Origin of the sequence: Micromonospora arida (genome assembly GCF_042873195.1) — a bacterium.
Classification (GTDB): Bacteria; Actinomycetota; Actinomycetes; order Mycobacteriales; family Micromonosporaceae; genus Micromonospora; species Micromonospora arida.
Genome location: NZ_JBIALC010000016.1, coordinates 1 through 16,878, shown reverse-complemented (window position 1 = coordinate 16,878; position 16,878 = coordinate 1). Strand labels below are relative to the sequence as shown.

22 protein-coding genes are annotated in these 16,878 nt (G+C 70.9%); 12 read left to right on the top strand and 10 right to left on the bottom strand.

Going from position 1 to position 16,878, the window contains the following annotated elements:
- Positions 1–20 precede the first annotated feature (20 nt).
- From ACFYP0_RS30445 to ACFYP0_RS30435, 3 genes are read right to left on the bottom strand one after another with little or no spacing between them, the layout of a single operon-like run.
- On the bottom strand, positions 21–770 hold the full coding sequence (locus tag ACFYP0_RS30445; RefSeq protein WP_355502602.1) for a LamB/YcsF family protein: 750 nt from the start codon (positions 768–770) through the stop codon (positions 21–23).
- Positions 754–1,617: a 5-oxoprolinase subunit C family protein gene (locus ACFYP0_RS30440; RefSeq protein WP_355502599.1), complete on the bottom strand. Its 864-nt coding sequence runs from the start codon at positions 1,615–1,617 to the stop codon at positions 754–756. The genes ACFYP0_RS30445 and ACFYP0_RS30440 overlap by 17 nt, the downstream gene beginning before the upstream one ends.
- Positions 1,614–2,351, bottom strand: a complete 738-nt coding sequence (locus ACFYP0_RS30435) for a 5-oxoprolinase subunit B family protein (RefSeq protein ID WP_355502596.1) — start codon at positions 2,349–2,351, stop codon at positions 1,614–1,616. Before ACFYP0_RS30435 ends, ACFYP0_RS30440 begins: the two co-directional genes overlap by 4 nt.
- Before the next feature lie 107 nt (positions 2,352–2,458).
- Between ACFYP0_RS30435 and trhA the strand changes: the two genes are divergently transcribed.
- Entirely contained in the window at positions 2,459–3,136 is a 678-nt protein-coding gene (trhA, locus tag ACFYP0_RS30430; protein WP_355502593.1) for a PAQR family membrane homeostasis protein TrhA, read from the top strand.
- A gap of 253 nt (positions 3,137–3,389) precedes the next feature.
- Here trhA and ACFYP0_RS30425 read toward each other — a convergent pair whose 3' ends face one another.
- Complete coding sequence (locus ACFYP0_RS30425) at positions 3,390–3,677, bottom strand: DUF6458 family protein (RefSeq protein WP_124857417.1); 288 nt, start codon at positions 3,675–3,677, stop codon at positions 3,390–3,392.
- Positions 3,678–3,789: 112 nt separating this feature from the next.
- On the opposite strand from ACFYP0_RS30425, the gene ACFYP0_RS30420 reads away from it, so the two are divergent.
- Complete coding sequence (locus ACFYP0_RS30420) at positions 3,790–4,326, top strand: SixA phosphatase family protein (protein WP_124857419.1); 537 nt, start codon at positions 3,790–3,792, stop codon at positions 4,324–4,326.
- A gap of 49 nt (positions 4,327–4,375) precedes the next feature.
- On the opposite strand, the gene ACFYP0_RS30415 is transcribed toward ACFYP0_RS30420, so the two are convergent.
- The 4 genes from ACFYP0_RS30415 to ACFYP0_RS30400 form a co-directional block, all read right to left on the bottom strand.
- Positions 4,376–4,645, bottom strand: a complete 270-nt coding sequence (locus ACFYP0_RS30415) for a DUF6458 family protein (RefSeq protein WP_030487564.1) — start codon at positions 4,643–4,645, stop codon at positions 4,376–4,378.
- 211 nt (positions 4,646–4,856) lie between these two features.
- The gene (locus tag ACFYP0_RS30410) at positions 4,857–6,713 is read right to left on the bottom strand and encodes an acyl-CoA dehydrogenase (protein ID WP_355502589.1); all 1,857 of its coding nucleotides are present in this window, start codon (positions 6,711–6,713) and stop codon (positions 4,857–4,859) included.
- Between the two features lie 129 nt (positions 6,714–6,842).
- Positions 6,843–7,967, bottom strand: a complete 1,125-nt coding sequence (locus ACFYP0_RS30405; protein ID WP_355502628.1) for a PP2C family protein-serine/threonine phosphatase — start codon at positions 7,965–7,967, stop codon at positions 6,843–6,845.
- A gap of 104 nt (positions 7,968–8,071) precedes the next feature.
- Positions 8,072–8,710: a septal ring lytic transglycosylase RlpA family protein gene (locus tag ACFYP0_RS30400; protein WP_355502586.1), complete on the bottom strand. Its 639-nt coding sequence runs from the start codon at positions 8,708–8,710 to the stop codon at positions 8,072–8,074.
- A gap of 187 nt (positions 8,711–8,897) precedes the next feature.
- Between ACFYP0_RS30400 and ACFYP0_RS30395 the strand changes: the two genes are divergently transcribed.
- The 3 genes from ACFYP0_RS30395 to ACFYP0_RS30385 are packed head-to-tail and all read left to right on the top strand — an operon-like array spanning position 8,898 to position 11,017.
- Positions 8,898–9,449, top strand: coding sequence for a phosphoribosyltransferase family protein (locus ACFYP0_RS30395; RefSeq protein WP_124857423.1), 552 nt, complete (start codon positions 8,898–8,900; stop codon positions 9,447–9,449).
- Positions 9,450–9,482: 33 nt separating this feature from the next.
- Complete coding sequence (locus tag ACFYP0_RS30390; protein WP_355502583.1) at positions 9,483–10,529, top strand: questin oxidase family protein; 1,047 nt, start codon at positions 9,483–9,485, stop codon at positions 10,527–10,529.
- Positions 10,530–10,585: 56 nt separating this feature from the next.
- Positions 10,586–11,017, top strand: a complete 432-nt coding sequence (locus ACFYP0_RS30385; RefSeq protein WP_355502582.1) for an ASCH domain-containing protein — start codon at positions 10,586–10,588, stop codon at positions 11,015–11,017.
- 32 nt (positions 11,018–11,049) lie between these two features.
- Here ACFYP0_RS30385 and ACFYP0_RS30380 read toward each other — a convergent pair whose 3' ends face one another.
- Complete coding sequence (locus ACFYP0_RS30380; protein WP_355502580.1) at positions 11,050–11,958, bottom strand: LLM class flavin-dependent oxidoreductase; 909 nt, start codon at positions 11,956–11,958, stop codon at positions 11,050–11,052.
- Positions 11,959–11,979: 21 nt separating this feature from the next.
- Between ACFYP0_RS30380 and ACFYP0_RS30375 the strand changes: the two genes are divergently transcribed.
- The 5 genes from ACFYP0_RS30375 to ACFYP0_RS30355 all read left to right on the top strand — a co-directional run bounded on the left by ACFYP0_RS30375 (position 11,980) and on the right by ACFYP0_RS30355 (position 14,641).
- Positions 11,980–12,474, top strand: coding sequence for a GNAT family N-acetyltransferase (locus tag ACFYP0_RS30375; RefSeq protein ID WP_355502577.1), 495 nt, complete (start codon positions 11,980–11,982; stop codon positions 12,472–12,474).
- Positions 12,475–12,530: 56 nt separating this feature from the next.
- Entirely contained in the window at positions 12,531–12,719 is a 189-nt protein-coding gene (locus tag ACFYP0_RS30370) for a hypothetical protein (RefSeq protein ID WP_386998403.1), read from the top strand.
- A gap of 33 nt (positions 12,720–12,752) precedes the next feature.
- On the top strand, positions 12,753–13,184 hold the full coding sequence (locus tag ACFYP0_RS30365; protein ID WP_355502572.1) for a hypothetical protein: 432 nt from the start codon (positions 12,753–12,755) through the stop codon (positions 13,182–13,184).
- 77 nt (positions 13,185–13,261) lie between these two features.
- A complete protein-coding gene (locus ACFYP0_RS30360; RefSeq protein ID WP_355502569.1) occupies positions 13,262–13,966 on the top strand; it encodes a dihydrofolate reductase family protein in 705 nt (234 codons plus the stop codon).
- A 30-nt stretch (positions 13,967–13,996) separates the two neighbouring features.
- The gene (locus ACFYP0_RS30355) at positions 13,997–14,641 is read left to right on the top strand and encodes a dihydrofolate reductase family protein (RefSeq protein WP_355502566.1); all 645 of its coding nucleotides are present in this window, start codon (positions 13,997–13,999) and stop codon (positions 14,639–14,641) included.
- 84 nt (positions 14,642–14,725) lie between these two features.
- On the opposite strand, the gene ACFYP0_RS30350 is transcribed toward ACFYP0_RS30355, so the two are convergent.
- On the bottom strand, positions 14,726–15,067 hold the full coding sequence (locus ACFYP0_RS30350) for a VOC family protein (RefSeq protein ID WP_355502563.1): 342 nt from the start codon (positions 15,065–15,067) through the stop codon (positions 14,726–14,728).
- A gap of 243 nt (positions 15,068–15,310) precedes the next feature.
- On the opposite strand from ACFYP0_RS30350, the gene ACFYP0_RS30345 reads away from it, so the two are divergent.
- Together ACFYP0_RS30345 and ACFYP0_RS30340 are read left to right on the top strand one after the other, a co-directional pair.
- On the top strand, positions 15,311–16,249 hold the full coding sequence (locus tag ACFYP0_RS30345; protein ID WP_355502626.1) for an LD-carboxypeptidase: 939 nt from the start codon (positions 15,311–15,313) through the stop codon (positions 16,247–16,249).
- Positions 16,250–16,282: 33 nt separating this feature from the next.
- A complete protein-coding gene (locus ACFYP0_RS30340) occupies positions 16,283–16,786 on the top strand; it encodes a 2'-5' RNA ligase family protein (protein WP_355502561.1) in 504 nt (167 codons plus the stop codon).
- The last annotated feature ends 92 nt before the right edge of the window (positions 16,787–16,878 follow it).

Genomic DNA, 16,878 nt, shown 5'->3' with positions numbered 1-16,878 from the left:
GGCCCACTGGGCCCCTCCGGTCAGGCGAAGGGGGCCAGGGTGATGTCGGCGTCGATCAGGGTGGCGCGGACGAGTTCGGCGGCGGAGACCGCGCCCGGGGTGTCGCCGTGCACGCAGATCGAGTCGACCGAGCAGGGGATGATGGTGCCGTCGACCGCCACCACGCTGCGTTCGGTGGCCATCCGCGCGGCCCGTTCGGCGACCTGTTCGGGGTCGGTGATCACCGCACCGGGGGTGCCGCGCGGCACCAGCGCCCCGTTGGGCAGGTAGGCGCGGTCGGCGAACGCCTCGGCAACCACCGGCAGGCCCGCACCCACTGCGAGTTGGGCGAGCGTCGAGCCGGGAAGGCAGAGTACGGGCAGTTCCGGGTCGTAACCGCTGACGGCAGCGACCACCGCCGCCGCCTGGGACTCGTCGGTGCTGGCCGCGTGATAGAGCGCGCCGTGCGGCTTGAGGTAGCGGACCCGGGTGCGGAACAACCGGCAGAACGCGTCCAGCGCCCCCAACTGGTAGGTCACCTCGTCGCGTAGCTCGGCGAAGTCGTACGCGATGTGCCGCCGGCCGAAGCCGGCCAGGTCCCGGTAGCCGACCTGCGCGCCCACCGCGACCCCGCGGCGCGCGGCGCCCTCGCAGACCCGGCGCATGGTGGACGGGTCGCCGCCGTGGAAGCCGCAGGCGACGTTGGCGGAGGTTACGAGGCTCAGCAGCGCCTCGTCATCGCCGAGTCGCCAGATGCCGAATCCCTCGCCCAGGTCAGCGTTCAGGTCCATGGAATCTGACGGTAGTACCTGGCCGGGCCTGCGCGAGCGGGGTCACGTCGGTGACCACCCCGATGACGGGGTATCCACCGGTGGTCGGATGGTCCGCGAGGAAGATCAGCGGTTGTCCGTCCGCCGGCACCTGCACCGCGCCGAGCACGATGCCCTCGCTGGGGAGTTCGCCGGCCACCGCGCGGGGCAGCGCCGCGCCGGCGAGCCGCGCGCCGACCCGGTTGCTCACCGGGCTGATGGTGTACGCGCTGCCGAAGAGCCGGTCGAACGCGGTCGGCGTGAACCAGTCCTCGCGAGGACCGGGGCCCAGCGTCAGGTGCAGCTCTTCAGGCGGCGTGGGGCACACGGTCAGGTCAACCGGTGCGGGGGTGCCGACCGGATCGCCGAGCGGCAACAGGTCACCGTCCCGCAGCCGGGGCGGGCCGAGCCCGGAGAGGGTGTCGGTGGCCCGGCTACCGAGCACCGGTGACACGTCGATGCCGCCCGCCACCGCCAGCCAACTCCGTACGCCCCGTCGGGCGGGACCGATCCGCAGCACCGTCCCGGCCGGCACGGTGAGCGGGCGTCCGGTGTCACCGGGCCGGGCACCCGCCTGGACGGGGACCTCGGCGCCGGTGACCGCCACCGTGGCGGCCCGGGTCAACCGCAGGGTGCAGCCGGTCAGGGTGATCTCCAGGCCGGCCGCGTGCTCCGGGTTGCCGACCAGTCGGTTGGCCAACCGCAGGGCACCCGGGTCGAGGGCGCCGGACCGGGGTACCCCCAGGTGCGCCCAACCGGGCCGGCCCAGGTCCTGCACTGTGGTGAGCGCACCGGCGCGGAGCACCTCGATGGTGGCCGGGTGGGTCACGCCACCACCATCCGGACCCTGGTGCCCGGACCGAGTCGGGCCGGCGGGTCGGCGGCCACGTCGAACAGCAGCAGGTCGGTCCGACCGACCAGCAACCAGCCGCCCGGGGAAGCGCCCGGGTAGATGCCGGCGTACGGGCCGGCCAACGCGACCGAGCCGGCCGGCACCCGGGGACGGGGCGTGGCCAGCCGGGGCAGCGCCAACTCGGCGGGCAGCCCGGTCAGGTAGGGGAATCCGGGGGCGAAGCCGCAGAAGGCGACCCGGAACCGGGTGCTGGTCAACCGGTGCCGCACTGCCGGCACGTCCACGCCCCAGTGCTCCGCCACCGCCGGCAGGTCCGGCCCGTCGAAGGTGACCGGTACGACGACGTCCGCCGCGTCGCCGGACCCGTCTTCGGCTGTGGCGTTGTGGTCTTGGGCGTGGGCTTCGGCGGGGGCGTGGGCTTTGGCGTCGGCCTGGTTGGGGCGGGTGATCGCGGCGGTGACGGCGGACGTCCATCGGGTCAGCTGCTCGGCCGTGGCGGTCGGGTCGGGCAGGCCGTCGAGCAGCACGGTCCGGGCCGCCGGCACGATCTCCACGGCGATCAGGTCACCCCGCTCCCGACGCCGCCACAGCTCGGCCCGCCACGCTTCGACAAACGCGGCCTCCGGGATGTCGGCCACGGCTTCGGGGGTGTCGGCGGGGGCGGTGCAGTCGAGCAGCAGGGCGTGCGCCCCGACGGGTCGGATCCGCATCCGCTCATCCTCGCCGATGCCGAGTCGATCCGGTGTTCACGCTGACGGTGCCGGGTGTCACCAACGCCACTACTTACAAGTAACCTACGGTGCCGTAACCTGAGTGGGTGACCACCTCCGCCCCGCTTCGCCTGAAGCCGGTCGACATCGGTAAGCCCCGGATGCGCGGCTGGCTACACACGTACGCCTTCTTCGTCGCCGTGGTCTGCGGCATCGTGCTCTGCTCGATCGCCGCCACCCGGCCGGGGTGGGCACCCCTGGTGAGCTGCCTCATCTACAGCCTGACGGTCTGCGGGCTCTTCGGCACGAGCGCGCTGTACCACCGTCGGGTGTGGTCAGAGCGCGGCTACCAGGTGATGCGCCGGATGGACCACTCGATGATCTTCCTGTTCATCGCCGGCACGTACACACCGCTCTGCGCGATGCTGCTCGCGCCCCGGCCGGCCACCGTGATGCTGGCCCTGGTCTGGGGCGGCGCACTGGCCGGCGTAGCGGTCAAGGTGATCTGGCCGCACGCGCCGCGCTGGGTGTCCGCGCCGCTCTACCTGGCGCTGGGCTGGGTGGCGGTGGCCATGCTGCCGGAGATCCTGCACGGGGGCGGCGTCGCCGCGCTGGTGCTGCTGATCGTCGGCGGCGCGATCTACAGCGTCGGCGCGATCTTCTACGCGTTGCGCCGACCCAACCCGTGGCCGACCGTCTTCGGCCACCACGAGTTCTTCCACGCCTGCACGCTGCTGGCGGCGCTCTGTCACCACATCGCGATCTACTTCGCGCTGTTCGCCTGACCCAACCGACCCGACGGCCTGGTCAGCGCAGCGCCGAGCGGCGAGAAACGCCACGGCGGCAGCCGCCATGATCGTGCTCGATCAAGGATGTAGTGGCCTCGCTCGCACCTCGAAAGCCCTATTTCCTGGATCGAGCACGATCTCCGGCCGATCACCGCAACAGACCGAGCCGAGCGCACACACAGACGAGTTGGGCCGAAACGCGAGCCGGGGCCCCGCGACGCTGCGGGACCCCGGAGTGTGTGGGCGAGGATCAGACCGGTCGGCCCGGCCGACGAACCTCGCGGTACTCCTGCACGACCTGGTTGTCCTGGACCGGCACGACCCGGTCAGCCACCACGCGCTCCTCGCGTACCGGCGCAGCCACCGCAGGGCGGCGGCGGCTGTTCCAGAAGTAGAGGGTGGCGAGCAGGCCGGCGACGCCGGCGAGCATCAGCACCCAGCCGACCACGGCCAGATCCAGCCAGCCCAGGTCGGCCTCCACTGCGAACGCGAAGATCGCGCCTAATGCGATCAAGAAGATGCTGCCACCAATGCCCATGTCTCGCTCCTCGGCTCTAACCTGGCGTACGTCGCGCCGCGGCCGTCGGTAGGGGTGCGGCATCCATCGACTTACCCAGGCACGGAGATCGCCAATCGGGCAAGCTGAGGGCATGACGGACGTCGACCCCGACACACGGACACTGGTGTTGCTGCGGCACGCGAAGGCCGAGCAGGGCAGCGACGCGGCGGACGACGCTGAGCGGCCGCTGAGCGCACGCGGGAACGCCGACGCGGCTGCGGCTGGGGCCTGGTTGGCGCACCAGGGGCTGCTGCCCGACGTGGTGATCTGCTCGACGGCCCGACGCACCCGGCAGACCTGGCACGGGGTGGCGATGGGGATGACCGGTTCACCGCCGGAGGGTGGCCCGACCGGTCCTCGCCCGACCGTCCGTTATGAGCCGGGTGCGTACGACGCGCACCCTGAGGAGTTGTTGTCGCTGGTCCGCACGGTGGACCCGGCGGCCCGCACTGCGTTGCTCATTGCCCACAATCCGGGCATCTCGCTGCTCTCCGCGCTCCTCGATCCCCAGGGATTGGACGAGGGTTTGCGCACCGCCGAGCTGGCGGTGCACCGCTGCCCGCCCAGCTGGATGGAATTGAGCAGGGCGGGAGCGCCGCTCACGGCTCGGCACACCGCACGAGACTGAGCCACCCGCCGATCCGGCGGGTGGCTCAGGGGTACGCGTTGGACGGGGATCAGGACGGCGGCGCGGTTGGCGGGGGCGGGTCCGGCGGTGGCGGCATCATCGCCGTCGGATGAGACAGCCGGTTCTCCTCCACGATGAGGGTCCGAGCCCGCTTGCGCCGGTCCTGCCAGAACCAGACCGTGGTCAGTAGTACGGCCAGCCCGGCCAGGATGAACACCCAGCCGACCGCGCGTACGTCGATCCACCAGACGTTGGCTCTCAGCGCGAAGGTCAGGATCGCGCCGATCGCGATGAGAAAAATGCCGCTTCCTACACCCATGTGCGCTGCACTCCCCCGTGCGGTGGCTCTGGGCGTTCCCTTTCGAGGTCACGCGACGGTTACCCGCCACGCCAGCGGCATACCCGACCGGGCGCGGCCAATACGTGTCGCCGCCGGGCGGAGACGGCGACGGCCGGCGGGGCAGAAGCCCCACCGGCCGTTGCGGTGCCGGGTGGTGCGACCCGGAACCGTCAAATGTGCCGTGGCCTGCTTAGAAGGCCTCCTCCGGGAGGTCCATGATGTCGAGGTCGGCATCCTCGATGATCCGCCGGTCGGCACCGATACGGGGCAGCACCTCACGGGCGAAGAAACGGGCGGCGGCCACCTTGCCGGTGTAGAACGCCTTGTCGCTGGCGGAGACCTCGCCGGTCAGCGCCTTCAGCGCCACCTCGGCCTGCCGCTGCAGCAGCCAGCCGACCACCAGGTCACCGATCGCCAGCAGGAACCGCCGGCTGCTCAGCCCGACCTTGTAGAGGGCGCGGGTGTCGCCGCCCTGCGCCTCGCCCAGCCAGCCGGTCATCACACCGAGGATGTTCTGCACCTCGCCGAGCGCCTTGCCGAGCGCCTGCCGCTCCTCCTTGAGCTGGCCGTTGCCCGCCTCGGAGGAGATGAACTCCTGGATCTCGCCGGCGACCGCCATGAGGGCCTTGCCGTTGTCCCGAACGATCTTGCGGAAGATCAGGTCCAGGCTCTGGATGGCGGTGGTGCCCTCGTACAGGGTGTCGATCTTGGCGTCCCGGACGTACTGCTCCAGCGGGTAGTCCTGGAGGAAGCCGGAGCCGCCGAAGGTCTGCAGGGCCTCGTGCCCGAGCATCTCGTACGCCCGCTCCGAACCGACGCCCTTGACCAGCGGCAGCAGCAGGTCGTTGACCCGCTTGGCCAGCTTGGTGGCCTTCTCGTCGCCGGCCGCCTCGGCGATGGCGACCTTGTCCTGCCAGGTGGCGGTGTAGAGAACCAGGGCACGCAGGCCCTCGGCGTACGACTTCTGCAGCAGCAGCGAGCGGCGCACGTCCGGGTGGTGGGTGATGGTGACCCGCGGCGCGGTCTTGTCCGCCTGCTGGACCAGGTCGGCGCCCTGCACCCGATTCTTCGCGTACTCCAGGGCGTTGAGGTAGCCGGTGGAGAGGGTGGCGATGGCCTTGGTGCCGACCAGCATCCGGGCGTACTCGATGATCATGAACATCTGCCGGATGCCGTCGTGCTTGTCGCCCAGCAGCCAGCCCTTGGCCGGTACGCCGTGCTCGCCGAAGGTCAGCTCGCAGGTGTTGGAGACCTTCAGGCCCATCTTGTGCTCGACGTTGGTGGTGTAGACGCCGTTGCGCTCGCCCAGCTCGCCGGTGGTCTCGTCGAAGTGGAACTTCGGCACGACGAAGAGCGACAGGCCCTTGGTGCCGGGGCCACCCACGCCCTCCACGCCCACCGGGCGGGCCAGCACGTAGTGCACGATGTTGTCGCTGAGGTCGTGCTCACCCGAGGTGATGAAGCGCTTTACGCCCTCGATGTGCCAGGAGCCGTCCGGCTGCTGGATGGCACGGGCGCGGCCGGCGCCGACATCCGAGCCGGCGTCCGGCTCGGTGAGCACCATGGTGGAGCCCCACTGCTTGTCGATGAAGAGCTTGGCCCACCGCTTCTGCTGCTCGTTGCCCTCGACCTCCAGGACGTGCGCGAAGGACGGGCCGGAGGCGTACATCCAGATCGGGGCGTTCGAGCCGAGCACCAACTCGGCGAGGGCCCACCAGAGGGCGCGGGGCGCGTTGGTGCCGCCCAGGTGCGGCGGCAGGTCCAGGCGCCAGAACTCGGAGTCCATGAATGCCTGGTAGGACTTCTTGAACGACTCCGGGAGCGGCGCGGTGTGCGTGGCCGGGTCGAACACCGGCGGGTTGCGGTCGCTGTCCGTGTAGCTGGCGGCCAGGTCCTCGCGAGCGAGGCGATCAAGCTCGGAGAGGAAACTGCGGGCGGTGTCGGCGTCGAGTTCGGAGTACGGTTCCTGGCCGAACGCCTGGTCCGCCCCGAAGACCTCGAACAGGTTGAACTCAAGGTCCCGCAGGTTGCTCTTGTAGTGGGTCATGCTCGCTGGCCCCGCTTCCGGACAGGTGTTACCGATCAGTAACCCCGACTGTATTACTCGCGGGTAGGCAGCGACAAGCGGATCACCCAAGTGACGGCCATTACACACCTGCGGGCGCGGCCGGGCGACTCAGCCTTCGGCGGCGCCGACCTCCCAGCTCGGGACGGCGACGGCCGCGCCGGTACGGGCACCCACGTACTCCATCAGGACCAGCGCGATGTCGTCGTCGAGCCGACCGTGCACCCACTCGACCAGGGCGGTCTCCAGCGATGCCAGCCCGTCGGCGACCGTGCCATGGCCGAGCAGTCGCCAGGCCCGGTCGGCGGTCGGGAAGAACTCGCCGTCCCGCCGCGCCTCGCCGAGACCGTCGGTGAACAGCAGCAGCCGGTCCCCGGGCTCGAGGCGTTCGACCCGGGGACGGACCACCGGCATGAAACCGAGCGGAGGCGCCGGGGCCGGCGGTTCCAGCGGGATCACCGCACCCCGGCGTAGCAGCAGCGGTGGCGGATGCCCGCAGTTGACGATCGTGAGGGTGCCGCCGCGCTCCTCGACCAGTGCCGCCGTGACGAAGTCCTCGTCGCCGACGTTGCGGGCCACCGCGCGGTCCAGGTCGGCGACGACGGCCCGCAGGTCGGCCCGCTCGTACGCCACGTGCCGGTAGGAACCGAGGACGATGCTGGCCAGCCGGACCGCGTCCAGGCCCTTGCCTCGCACGTCTCCGATGATCATGCGGACGCCGTAGGGCGTGTCGATCGCCTCGTACAGGTCACCGCCGATCTCGGCCGTCGCGGTGGAGGAGATGTAGCGTCCCGCGACCGAGAGCGTGCCGACCTGCGGCCCGAGCGGGCGCAACACCGCCTGCTGGGCCACCGAGGCGAGCTTGGTCAGCTCCACGATCCGCTCGGCCTGCCGCTGGCGAACCCACGCCACCGCCACGGCCATCCCGGTGGTGAGCGCGACCGCGACAACGTCGACCGAGGTGACCAACGAGACCTTCGGCGCGACCAGCGCGAAGCCAGTGCCGATCAGTATCGCCGCGACGCCCACCCCCAGGACCACCAGCCAGGACGCCAGGGCGGCGGCGAGAACCGGCGCGGCGGCCAGGAGCGCGACGTAGTGCACCTTCCGGCCGTCCGCCGCCTCAACCGCCGACACGATCGCGAGCAGAACGAGGGCCGCGCCGAGGCCGGCGCGGGATCCGGGGCTCAGCGGGCGACGGCCCGACTGGAGGAGTCGCGTGGGTACGAGGGACAGTTTGCCTGATCCACGTGAACCGGTGAATGAACCTGACCCGTCGTCCGAGGAGGTTCTGTCCGGCCGGCCCAGTCGGCCGGCCGAATCGGCGTCGCCGGGCCCGCTCAGCCGAGGACCTCGTAGCGGACGGTGAGCGCGCCCACGTCGACCGAGGCGATGCTGGCGAAGGCGGCCCGGGAGAGGTCCAGGCAGCGGCCATCGATGAACGGGCCGCGGTCGTTGATCCGCACCGTCACCGACTTGCCGTTGGCCGGGTTGGTCACCCGGACCTTGGTGTTGAACGGCAGTGTCTTGTGCGCGGCGGTCAGCGCACTGGGGTTGAACGACTCGCCGTTGGCGGTGAGCTGCCCGTCGGAGTAGAACGAGGCGCCGCACGAACCGCTCTCCAGCACCTTCGCCGCGGCCGTGGTCTTCTTGACGGTCGGCTTCGGCTTCGGCTTCGGCGACGAGGTGCGCTCCTTACCCCGGGAGGCGGCCTGCTGCGACCGGGTCGCCGACGGGCTGGCGGTCACGCTGGGCGAGGCGCTGACGCTCGGGGTGACGGCCGGGGAGCTGGGGGTGAGGCTGCTCGCGGCGGTGGTCGGGGTGAGGTCGAGAGCCACCTGCCCCGACTGGTCGGAGCCGGAGACCAGTTGCACGGCGCCCACCGTGCCTCCGACGGCGAGGGCGACGCCGACCGCCGCGGTGGCCACGATGCCCGCCGGGGAGGAGAAGATGCGGGTACGGGAGTGCTTGCCTGCCACCGGCTCGGTCCTTTCGTCGTCTGAACAAACCGGGTCGGACCGTAACGAGAGAAGCACTTCCGAAGTCAACGTGATCATGGTGGTATGCCCGTATTTACCCAGATACGTGTAGCCGATCATCCGACCCGGGGTGGGCCGGGTGGCCCGGGTGCCGCCACGCCCGCCGCCCGTGCCGCAGGATGAGCGGATGCCCGCCGATCTGACCGAACGCCTGGCCGCCCTGTTCCAGTGGATCGACCCCGGCCCGGACACCAGCCACCTGGTCAGCGACATCTCCGGTTGGTGGCGCGACCCGGCGGTGCTGGCCGAGCTGGGGCCAGCCCTGGTGGCGCCGTACCGGGCCGCCCGGCCCACTGTGGTGCTCGCGCCGGCCGTCACCGGGCTGCTGCTCGGGCCGTTGGCCGCCACCGCCCTCGGGGTCGGCTTCGTGGCCGCCCACAAGCCCGGCGACGGGCGACTGCCGGCCGGGCCACTCACCTGGGCGCAGAGCCCACCGGACTACCGGGGCCGACGGGTGGACCTCGCCGTACGGGACCGACACCTCGGCCCCGACGACCGAGTGCTGGTGGTGGACGACTGGGTGCGTACCGGCGCACAGCTACACGCCCTCTACGACATCTGCGCAGCACGGGGCGCCGAGGTGCTGGGCACCGCTGTGGTGGCCGTGGACTGCCCGCCCGACGTCGCGGCCGACCTACGGATCACCGGCCTGATCGACGCCGCGGATCTGCCCTCTTGACCTGAAGCGAGGTTCAACACCGACGATCGGCGAATGAGCGACGGAGTTCTCGACGAGGCGTACGAGCGACTGCACCGCACCGGCCCCGAATTTCAGGGCTGGCTGTCCAATCACGGGCCGATGGCCGTCGAGGCGTTGGTCCGACACGGGCACCCGCACCGGGTGCACCGTTGGCTCGACGACTACCTCGGCCGACTCGACGAGTTGCCCCGAGGGCTGCACCCGATCGACGACTGGCGGTCGGCGCTTGGCGATCCGAAGCGCGCCGGTGACTGGCTGGCCTACTTCGACCGGCAACTGCGCGAACACCCGTGGCGTGCGGTGCTCGGCACCTGGTGGCCCCGGCTGCTGCCAGGCATCGCCGCCGGCGCCACGCACGGTGTGATCCGGGTCGGGCACGCCGTACGCGCGCTCGAAGCAGACGACGAAAACCCACGACGGCTCGCCGAGTTGGGTCAGGCCCTCGGCTACTGGGCGGCCCGCTGGCAGTCGATCCCCGGCACCGACCAGTTACTCGCCGACGAGACGGACCGGCCGGGCACCGACGACATCGACGTGGAGGTCGCGCTGGCCGGGCTGCCCCGGATCGAGGATCAGACCGGAGGGGTCCGGGATCGGCTGGAGCAGTTGCCGGCCGTACCCCGGTGGGAGCCGGCACTCGCGACGCTGCGCCCCGTGCGGAGCCCGGCCGAGGCGGAGCGCGGGCTCACCACGCTGGTGCACCGGGCCGGCCTCGACTACCTGCGCTTCGGGCACGCCGCGCCGGTCATGCTGGTGCACGCGGTGACCGCGCCGACCGCCGTGCTGCGTACCCTGCCGGCACTGGACCGGGGCCTGTGGGCGCCGAGCCTCGCCGCGGCCTGGGCCGCGACGGCGGCCATGACCTCCGTGTACGCCCCGGCCAAAGGCATCGCGCCACCGACAGTGACCCCCGCGACGCCGGCGGAGGTCTTCGCCCGCGCGGCCCGCCACGGCGACGAGCACGTGGTCAAGCTCGCCGACGCGATCCTCGACGCATACGCGACCAGTGCCGACGAGCGGCTCCTCACCGCACCCGGCTACGCCGGCCAACTGATCTGAGCGGGGCGACGGTATTGCGGCGGCGGCCCGGGCCGCCCTGGCCTAGCCTCGGCAGGATGTGGCCTCGGATCGGTGAACTGCGCGCCCTCGCCCTCGGCACCCCCGGCGACTTGCGGTCAACCCTCAACACCCTGGTGCTGGCCGGTGTGAAGACCGCGACGGCCGGCCGGCTCGCCGAGTACGCGGAAGAAGGCGAGGAGTTGGAGCACGTCGGCGAACGCCTGGCCCTGGTCGACGACGACAACGCACTGGCCGGCGTCGTGGAGATCACCGGAGTCGAGGTGGTCCGCTTCGCCGACGTGCCCTGGGACTTCGCCCGCGCCGAGGGCGAGGGTGACCGCTCGATCGAGGAGTGGCGGGCCGGGCACTCGACCTACTGGGCACGGCTCGGCACGCCGGTCGACGGCGACACCCCGATCGTCTGCCTGCGCTTCCGCCTGGTTTCCGGCGGCGAGGGCGGTGTGGCCAGCGGCGACCTCGGCACCTGACCGGCCGCCCCAGCCGGCTCGGTGTGGCGGCCTCAGCCGCGTAGTTGCGGCAGCAACCGCGTCGCCACGTCCACCAGGATGGCCTCGTCACCGGCGTACCAACTGCTGGCGCGCGGCCAGTGCGTCACCACGTCGGTGAAGCCCAGCTCGGCGGCCCGGCCGACCTGATCGGCGAAGAACTGTGCGCTGCTGAGCGAGAAGACCGGTGCCGCGTCCAGTGACAGGTAGCGGTCCAGGCTGGCCGGGTCGCGGCCCGCCTCGTCCAGGGTCCGGTCCATCCGCGCGGACAGCGCCGCCACACTGGCCCACCAGCCCGCCAGGTCGTTGTCGTCACCGGTACCGGTGGTCACCCAGCCCTGCCCGAAGCGGGCCACCAACCGCATCGACCGTGGCCCGTTGGCGGCCACCACGAACGGCACCCGAGGCTGCTGCACACAGCCGGGGTTGTTGCGGGCATCCACCGCGGCGAACCACTCGCCACGCCAGGTGGTGCCGTCCTCCCGCAGGATCAGGTCCAACAACTCGGTGAACTCGGCGAACCGGTCGACCCGCTGACGCGGCGGCAGAGTCTCACCACCCAGCACCGCCGAGTCGAAGCCGATGCCACCCGCTCCCAGACCGAGCAGCAGGCGGCCGGCGGAGACGTCGTCCACAGTGGTGATCTGCCGGGCGAACGCGGCCGGGTGCCGGAAGTTCGGCGACGCCACGAGAGTGCCCAGCCGAATCCGCGACGTCACCGTGGCGGCCGCGGTCAGCGTGGCCATCGAGTCGAACCACGGGGCGTCGACCAGGTCACGCCAACCCAGGTGATCGTACGTCCAGGCGTGGTCGAAACCCCACTCGTCGACCTGCCGCCAGCGACGCTGCGACTCCGCCCACCGCTGGTCCGGCAGGATCACGATGCCAATCCGCATGATCGCCACCCTAGTCGGGCCGGACATCCGCGCCCTAGCATCACGTCCATGCAGGGGACCGGGCCAGCCGTGCGACCGGCGAGCCTTTCTGACGTGCCGGCGCTGGTGGAGTTGCGCATGGCGAACGCCGAGGCGCACCTAGCACTCGATCCCGACGTCTACCGCCTGCCACAGCGCGCGGCGGTCATCGAGCACTTCACCGCCGTCCTCAGCGACGCGACCGCCCGGAACGCGGTTCTGGTCGCGGAGCAGGGCGGACAGGTGGTCGGGATGGTCGAGGTGCTGCGCCAGCCCGAACCGCCCGCACACCAGATTCTTCGCCCCGAGCCTTCGGCGCAGATCCACACTGTGGTGCTCGGCGAGGCCCGGGGGCGTGGCGTCGGCTCCGCGCTGCTCAACGCGGCGAACCGGTGGGCGGTCGAGCACGGGCTCTCCTACCTGTCGGCGGGCATCCACCACCGAAATGCGAGTGCGGTGCGCTTCTACCGCCGCCACGGCTACGCACCGTCCGGCACCTCGTGGGCCAGGCGAGCAGTCGGTTAGGGCCATCGTCCGGGGCGCCATCGTCGGCCGACCTTGGCTACCGTTTCGCTGTGGACATGCAGGCACGGCGGACCCACACGGTACGAACCTTCGGCACCATGGCACTGGTGACGGGTTTCGTGATCTCGCTACTCAGCATGTCGGCCGGCTACGAGGGGTTCATGCCGCACATCCTGGCGGCGTTCCTCATCCTGACCGGTATCGGTCTGCGGATCGAGGCGGCGATCGCCGACCGGCAGTCCTAGATCACCGTTGCGGCCAGCCCGTACTCTCCGGGGATGCCCACCGAAGGAGCTGCTTCTGCCCGCGTATCCCCGGATCGCCGGGCGCGTCGGGTCCGCACGATCCGCACAGGGGCGTTGCTGGCCGGGGTGGTCGTTCCGTCCCTCATCCTTCGGGAGCTGATCGAGTCCCGGTTCGGCCGCGGGCCGCTGGCCGACCTCAGTGCGGTCGCGGTGCCGATGGCGGCGACCGCGTGGCTGGCGCCGTACGCCTCCTATCGGCGACGCGACGCCCTGCTCTGGCTGGTCGGCCCGGGCCTCTACATCTTCGCTGTGATCGCCTGGCGGGTGGCCCTCGCGCCCTACCGGGACTGGAGCCCCCGCCCGGAGGAAAAGGCCCGGATGCGCTGGTCACGCGACCCGGAACACGCCGGGACGTGGTACCTGACCGAGCCTCAAAGTGGCACGCGTCACACTTCTTCCCCGTAGGGACATCCCGTTCGGCTCCGACCCCTCGGGGAGCGGCACCCAGGCGGGGTGTCGCCCGAGGAGAGGACCAGAGCGCGATGACGAAGGTGACCGCACAACTGTCGGTGTCGGTGGACGGCTTCTACGCCGGCCCACAGTTCGACGGAAGCGGCAACTGGATGGACTCGGAGGAGAGCGCGAAATTCTTCCGGGTCACCCGGTGGGCGACCGAAGCGGCGGCCTGGCGCGAACGGCAGGGCTTCGCCGGCGGGGAACAGGACACCAACTCCGAGGTGATCGCCGAGTCGTTCGGCGCTGCCGGCGCGTACGTGATGGGGCGCCGGATGGCCGACGGGGGTGAGATTCCCTGGGGTGAGGAGCCGCCGTTTCGCGCGCCGGTCTTCGTCGTCACCCACCGCCCCCGCCAGCGGCTGCTGCGGGGAGGGGGCACCAGCTTCACCTACGTCACCGACGGCGTGGCCAGCGCCGTAGAGCAGGCGCGCGCCGTGGCCGGCGGCAAGGATGTCGCAGTGGCCGGAGGCGGCAGCCTGGTCCGGCAGGTGCTCAAGGCCGGCCTGCTCGACGAGTTGGAGCTGCACGTCGTACCGGTCGTGCTCGGCACCGGCCTGCGGCTCTTCGACGCGGACCTCGACCTGGGCGACCGGGAGGGGATCGAGCTGACGCCCACCCGCGTCCTTGCCACCCCACAGGTGACCCACATCCGGTACGCGGTGCGCGGTCGCGCCCCGCTCGTGCTCGACGACCGGGGCCGCGGCGGTGGCCCGACCGTGACCACGAACTGAATCCGCCCGGTAGACCTGAGAGGAGATGCCATGCCACAACTACTGCGGGTCCAGTGCTTCAACGTTTCGCGCGACGGGTTCGGGACCGGAGAGGGGCAGAGCCTGGAACGGCCCTTCGGTCACGCGGACCCCACCCCACTGTTCTCCTGGCGTGCCGCCACCGCCAGCTTCGTGTATCGCACCGAGCCGGGCGGCACCCGTGGCCTGGACGACTACCTGACCCGCGACGCCGAGTGCAACATCGGCGCGGAGATCATGGGTCGCAACAAGTTCGGCCCCCAGCGTGGCCCCTGGGAGAACCATGACTGGCAGGGCTGGTGGGGGGACAACCCCCCGTTCCACACGCCGGTCTTCGTGCTCACCCACCATGTGCGCCCGTCGTTCAGCCTGTCCGACACCACGTTCCACTTCCGCGACGTCAGCCCGGCCGAGGCACTGACCGAGGCGAAGCAGGCGGCCGACGGTCGGGACGTACGCCTCGGTGGTGGGGTCGCCACCATCCGCGAGTTCCTCGAGGCCGATCTGGTCGACACGATGCACATCGCCGTGGCGCCCGTCGACCTCGACCGGGGCGAGCGGTTGTGGGACAGCCCTGACGAACTGCTCGACCGCTTCCACCTCGAGTCGGTGCCCAGCCCCAGCGGAATAACCCATCTCCTGTTCTGGAGACGATGACGCGCGCTCTGAACGACCCCGCCACCGAGATCTTGGACAGTTTCCGTTACGCCTGAACGGAAACTGTCCAAGATCTGCGCGTTCTCAGAGGCGGGTCAGCACCAGCAGCCGGTTGCCGTCGGGGTCCGTGACCCGGGCGGACCGCTCACCCCAGGGCTGGTCGACCGGTTCCTCGGTGACTGTCGCTCCACCCGTGCGCAGCGCGCCCACGGCTGCGTCGCAGTCATCGGCGTAGACACACAACTCCCAGCGGTGCGAGTCGGCCGGCTCGCCAGCCTCCGGGTTGGCGGCCAGGCCGAGCTCGCTGCTGCCAAGTCGCAGCGCGACGAACTCCGGGGCGCCCTCGTCCGGGAACCGGTAGGTCAGCTCGAAGCCGACCACGTCCTGGTAGAACGCGATCAGTCGTGGCAGGTCAGGTGTCGTCACGATCGGAAAAGCTTCGGTGAACACGGACCACCTCCACGCCGGACACTAGCCGGTGCCAACGTCCATCCGGAACCACCGCTGTCGATCCCTAAATGAGATGCGCACCGGCTCGGGCACCTGTTGGATCTCGACATGGAGCATGAGCTTGTTCGTCCCCGCAAGGCCCGTCCCGGGGACCACCTCGCGGTCCTCTCACCGTCCTTCGCCGCGGCCGGTGCCTTCCCGGAGATCCACGAGCAGGCCATGCGACGGCTTGCCGACCTGACCGGCCTCCTTCCGGTCGAATATCCCACCACCCGCCAGGTGGGCGCGAGCGCGGCAGCGCGGGCGGCGGACATCAACGCCGCCTTCGCAGACCCCCAGGTACGCGGCATTCTCGCCGTCATCGGCGGCGACGACCAGATCACTGTCATCCCCCACCTGGACGCCGACCTGGCCCGTGCCGACCCGAAGCCGTTCCTCGGCACCAGCGACAACACCAACCTGCACCACTGGCTCTGGGGCCTCGGCATCGCCAGCTTCTACGGCGGGTCCTCCCAGGTGCACCTTGGCCCCGGGCCTGCCGTCGACGACGTCCATGTCCGGTCGCTGCGAGCGGCGTTGCTCACCGGGGAACGGCTGGAGATCACCGACCCGGGTGAGTCCGAGGACATCGGCGTCGACTGGGCAGATCCGCAGGCGTTGAAGTCGTTCGGAGAGCGCGAACCGACGGAGCCTTGGAGCTGGTACGGGCCGGCCCGAGCGGTCACCGGCCGCACCTGGGGTGGCTGCCTGGAGGTCATCCAGTGGATCCTGACGGCGGGACGCTTCCCGTTTCCTCCGGAGGTTTTGCAGGGTGGGGTGCTGCTCATCGAAACCTCGGAGGAGCTTCTCCCCGCCCGCGAGGTCGGCTGGATCGTCCGGTCACTGGGTGAACGCGGTCTCCTCAGCGCCGTCGACGCCGTCCTGGTCGCCCGTCCGCCGGTCTCCGACCACACCCGCCGACCCCCGGCCGCGGATCGGGCACGGCTACGTGAGCAGCAGCGCGACACGGTCGTCGACGTGGTGACCCGCTACAACCCCGAGGCGGTCGTCTGCGTCGGGGTCCCATTCGGCCACACCAAACCACAATGGATTCTTCCGCACGGCGGTCAGGTCACCGTCGATGGCGTGGAACGCCGCATCTTCGCCGACTACCGCTAGGAAGCCATGGAACCGACACAGACTGCGCTCATCGTGCCGATACCCGAGGCCGAGGGGGCGGTGGGCCCGTTCCGGGCATCGCTCGACCGAGCCGCCGGGTGGGGGGTGCCAGCGCACGTGACCGTCCTCTACCCGTTCCTGCCCCCGCAGCAGATCGATGAGCAGGTCCTGGCGGCGCTGCGCGAGACCGTTGCCGGGATACCGCGGTTCGACGTCGCACTGACGCACGTCGGCTGGTTCGGTGACGCGGTCGTCTGGCTTGCTCCGCAGCCAGCTCGCCCGTTCCGGGAGCTCACTTCGGCGGTGTGGCAACGGTTTCCCGAGGCACCCCCGTACGCCGGGGCGCACAGCGATGTGGTGCCACACCTGACCATCGGTCATGACGCCGACAAGCCCGTGCTGACCCACGCGGCGGAGACCGTCGCCGCGTACCTGCCGATCAACGCGGCCGTCGACAGGGTCCTTCTGATCGCCGGAACGCCGGACGTCAGCCCGTGGCGCACCGTCTGTGAGCTCCCTTTGGGCGCCCACCCTTAGGGCCTGTGTCGAAGTCGGTTACAGCCACTCGTTGATCGCGGCGATGTGAACGGTGGCTTCGTAGCGGACGGCGAGTTTGTCGAAGCGGGTGG

Excerpts from the sequence above, each read along its gene's own strand:
- ACFYP0_RS30390 (WP_355502583.1), top strand. The coding sequence starts at position 9,483 with ATGAGCGACGGAGTTCTCGACGAGGCGTACGAGCGACTGCACCGCACC.
- ACFYP0_RS30365 (WP_355502572.1), top strand. The coding sequence starts at position 12,753 with ATGCCCACCGAAGGAGCTGCTTCTGCCCGCGTATCCCCGGATCGCCGG.
- ACFYP0_RS30445 (WP_355502602.1), bottom strand. The coding sequence starts at position 770 with ATGGACCTGAACGCTGACCTGGGCGAGGGATTCGGCATCTGGCGACTC.
- ACFYP0_RS30355 (WP_355502566.1), top strand. The coding sequence starts at position 13,997 with ATGCCACAACTACTGCGGGTCCAGTGCTTCAACGTTTCGCGCGACGGG.
- ACFYP0_RS30345 (WP_355502626.1), top strand. The coding sequence starts at position 15,311 with ATGCGACGGCTTGCCGACCTGACCGGCCTCCTTCCGGTCGAATATCCC.
- ACFYP0_RS30360 (WP_355502569.1), top strand. The coding sequence starts at position 13,262 with ATGACGAAGGTGACCGCACAACTGTCGGTGTCGGTGGACGGCTTCTAC.
- ACFYP0_RS30415 (WP_030487564.1), bottom strand. The coding sequence starts at position 4,645 with ATGGGTGTAGGAAGCGGCATTTTTCTCATCGCGATCGGCGCGATCCTG.
- ACFYP0_RS30375 (WP_355502577.1), top strand. The coding sequence starts at position 11,980 with ATGCAGGGGACCGGGCCAGCCGTGCGACCGGCGAGCCTTTCTGACGTG.
- ACFYP0_RS30420 (WP_124857419.1), top strand. The coding sequence starts at position 3,790 with ATGACGGACGTCGACCCCGACACACGGACACTGGTGTTGCTGCGGCAC.
- ACFYP0_RS30425 (WP_124857417.1), bottom strand. The coding sequence starts at position 3,677 with ATGGGCATTGGTGGCAGCATCTTCTTGATCGCATTAGGCGCGATCTTC.
- ACFYP0_RS30395 (WP_124857423.1), top strand. The coding sequence starts at position 8,898 with ATGCCCGCCGATCTGACCGAACGCCTGGCCGCCCTGTTCCAGTGGATC.
- ACFYP0_RS30370 (WP_386998403.1), top strand. The coding sequence starts at position 12,531 with ATGCAGGCACGGCGGACCCACACGGTACGAACCTTCGGCACCATGGCA.
- ACFYP0_RS30385 (WP_355502582.1), top strand. The coding sequence starts at position 10,586 with ATGTGGCCTCGGATCGGTGAACTGCGCGCCCTCGCCCTCGGCACCCCC.
- ACFYP0_RS30410 (WP_355502589.1), bottom strand. The coding sequence starts at position 6,713 with ATGACCCACTACAAGAGCAACCTGCGGGACCTTGAGTTCAACCTGTTC.
- ACFYP0_RS30435 (WP_355502596.1), bottom strand. The coding sequence starts at position 2,351 with ATGCGGATCCGACCCGTCGGGGCGCACGCCCTGCTGCTCGACTGCACC.
- ACFYP0_RS30380 (WP_355502580.1), bottom strand. The coding sequence starts at position 11,958 with ATGTCCGGCCCGACTAGGGTGGCGATCATGCGGATTGGCATCGTGATC.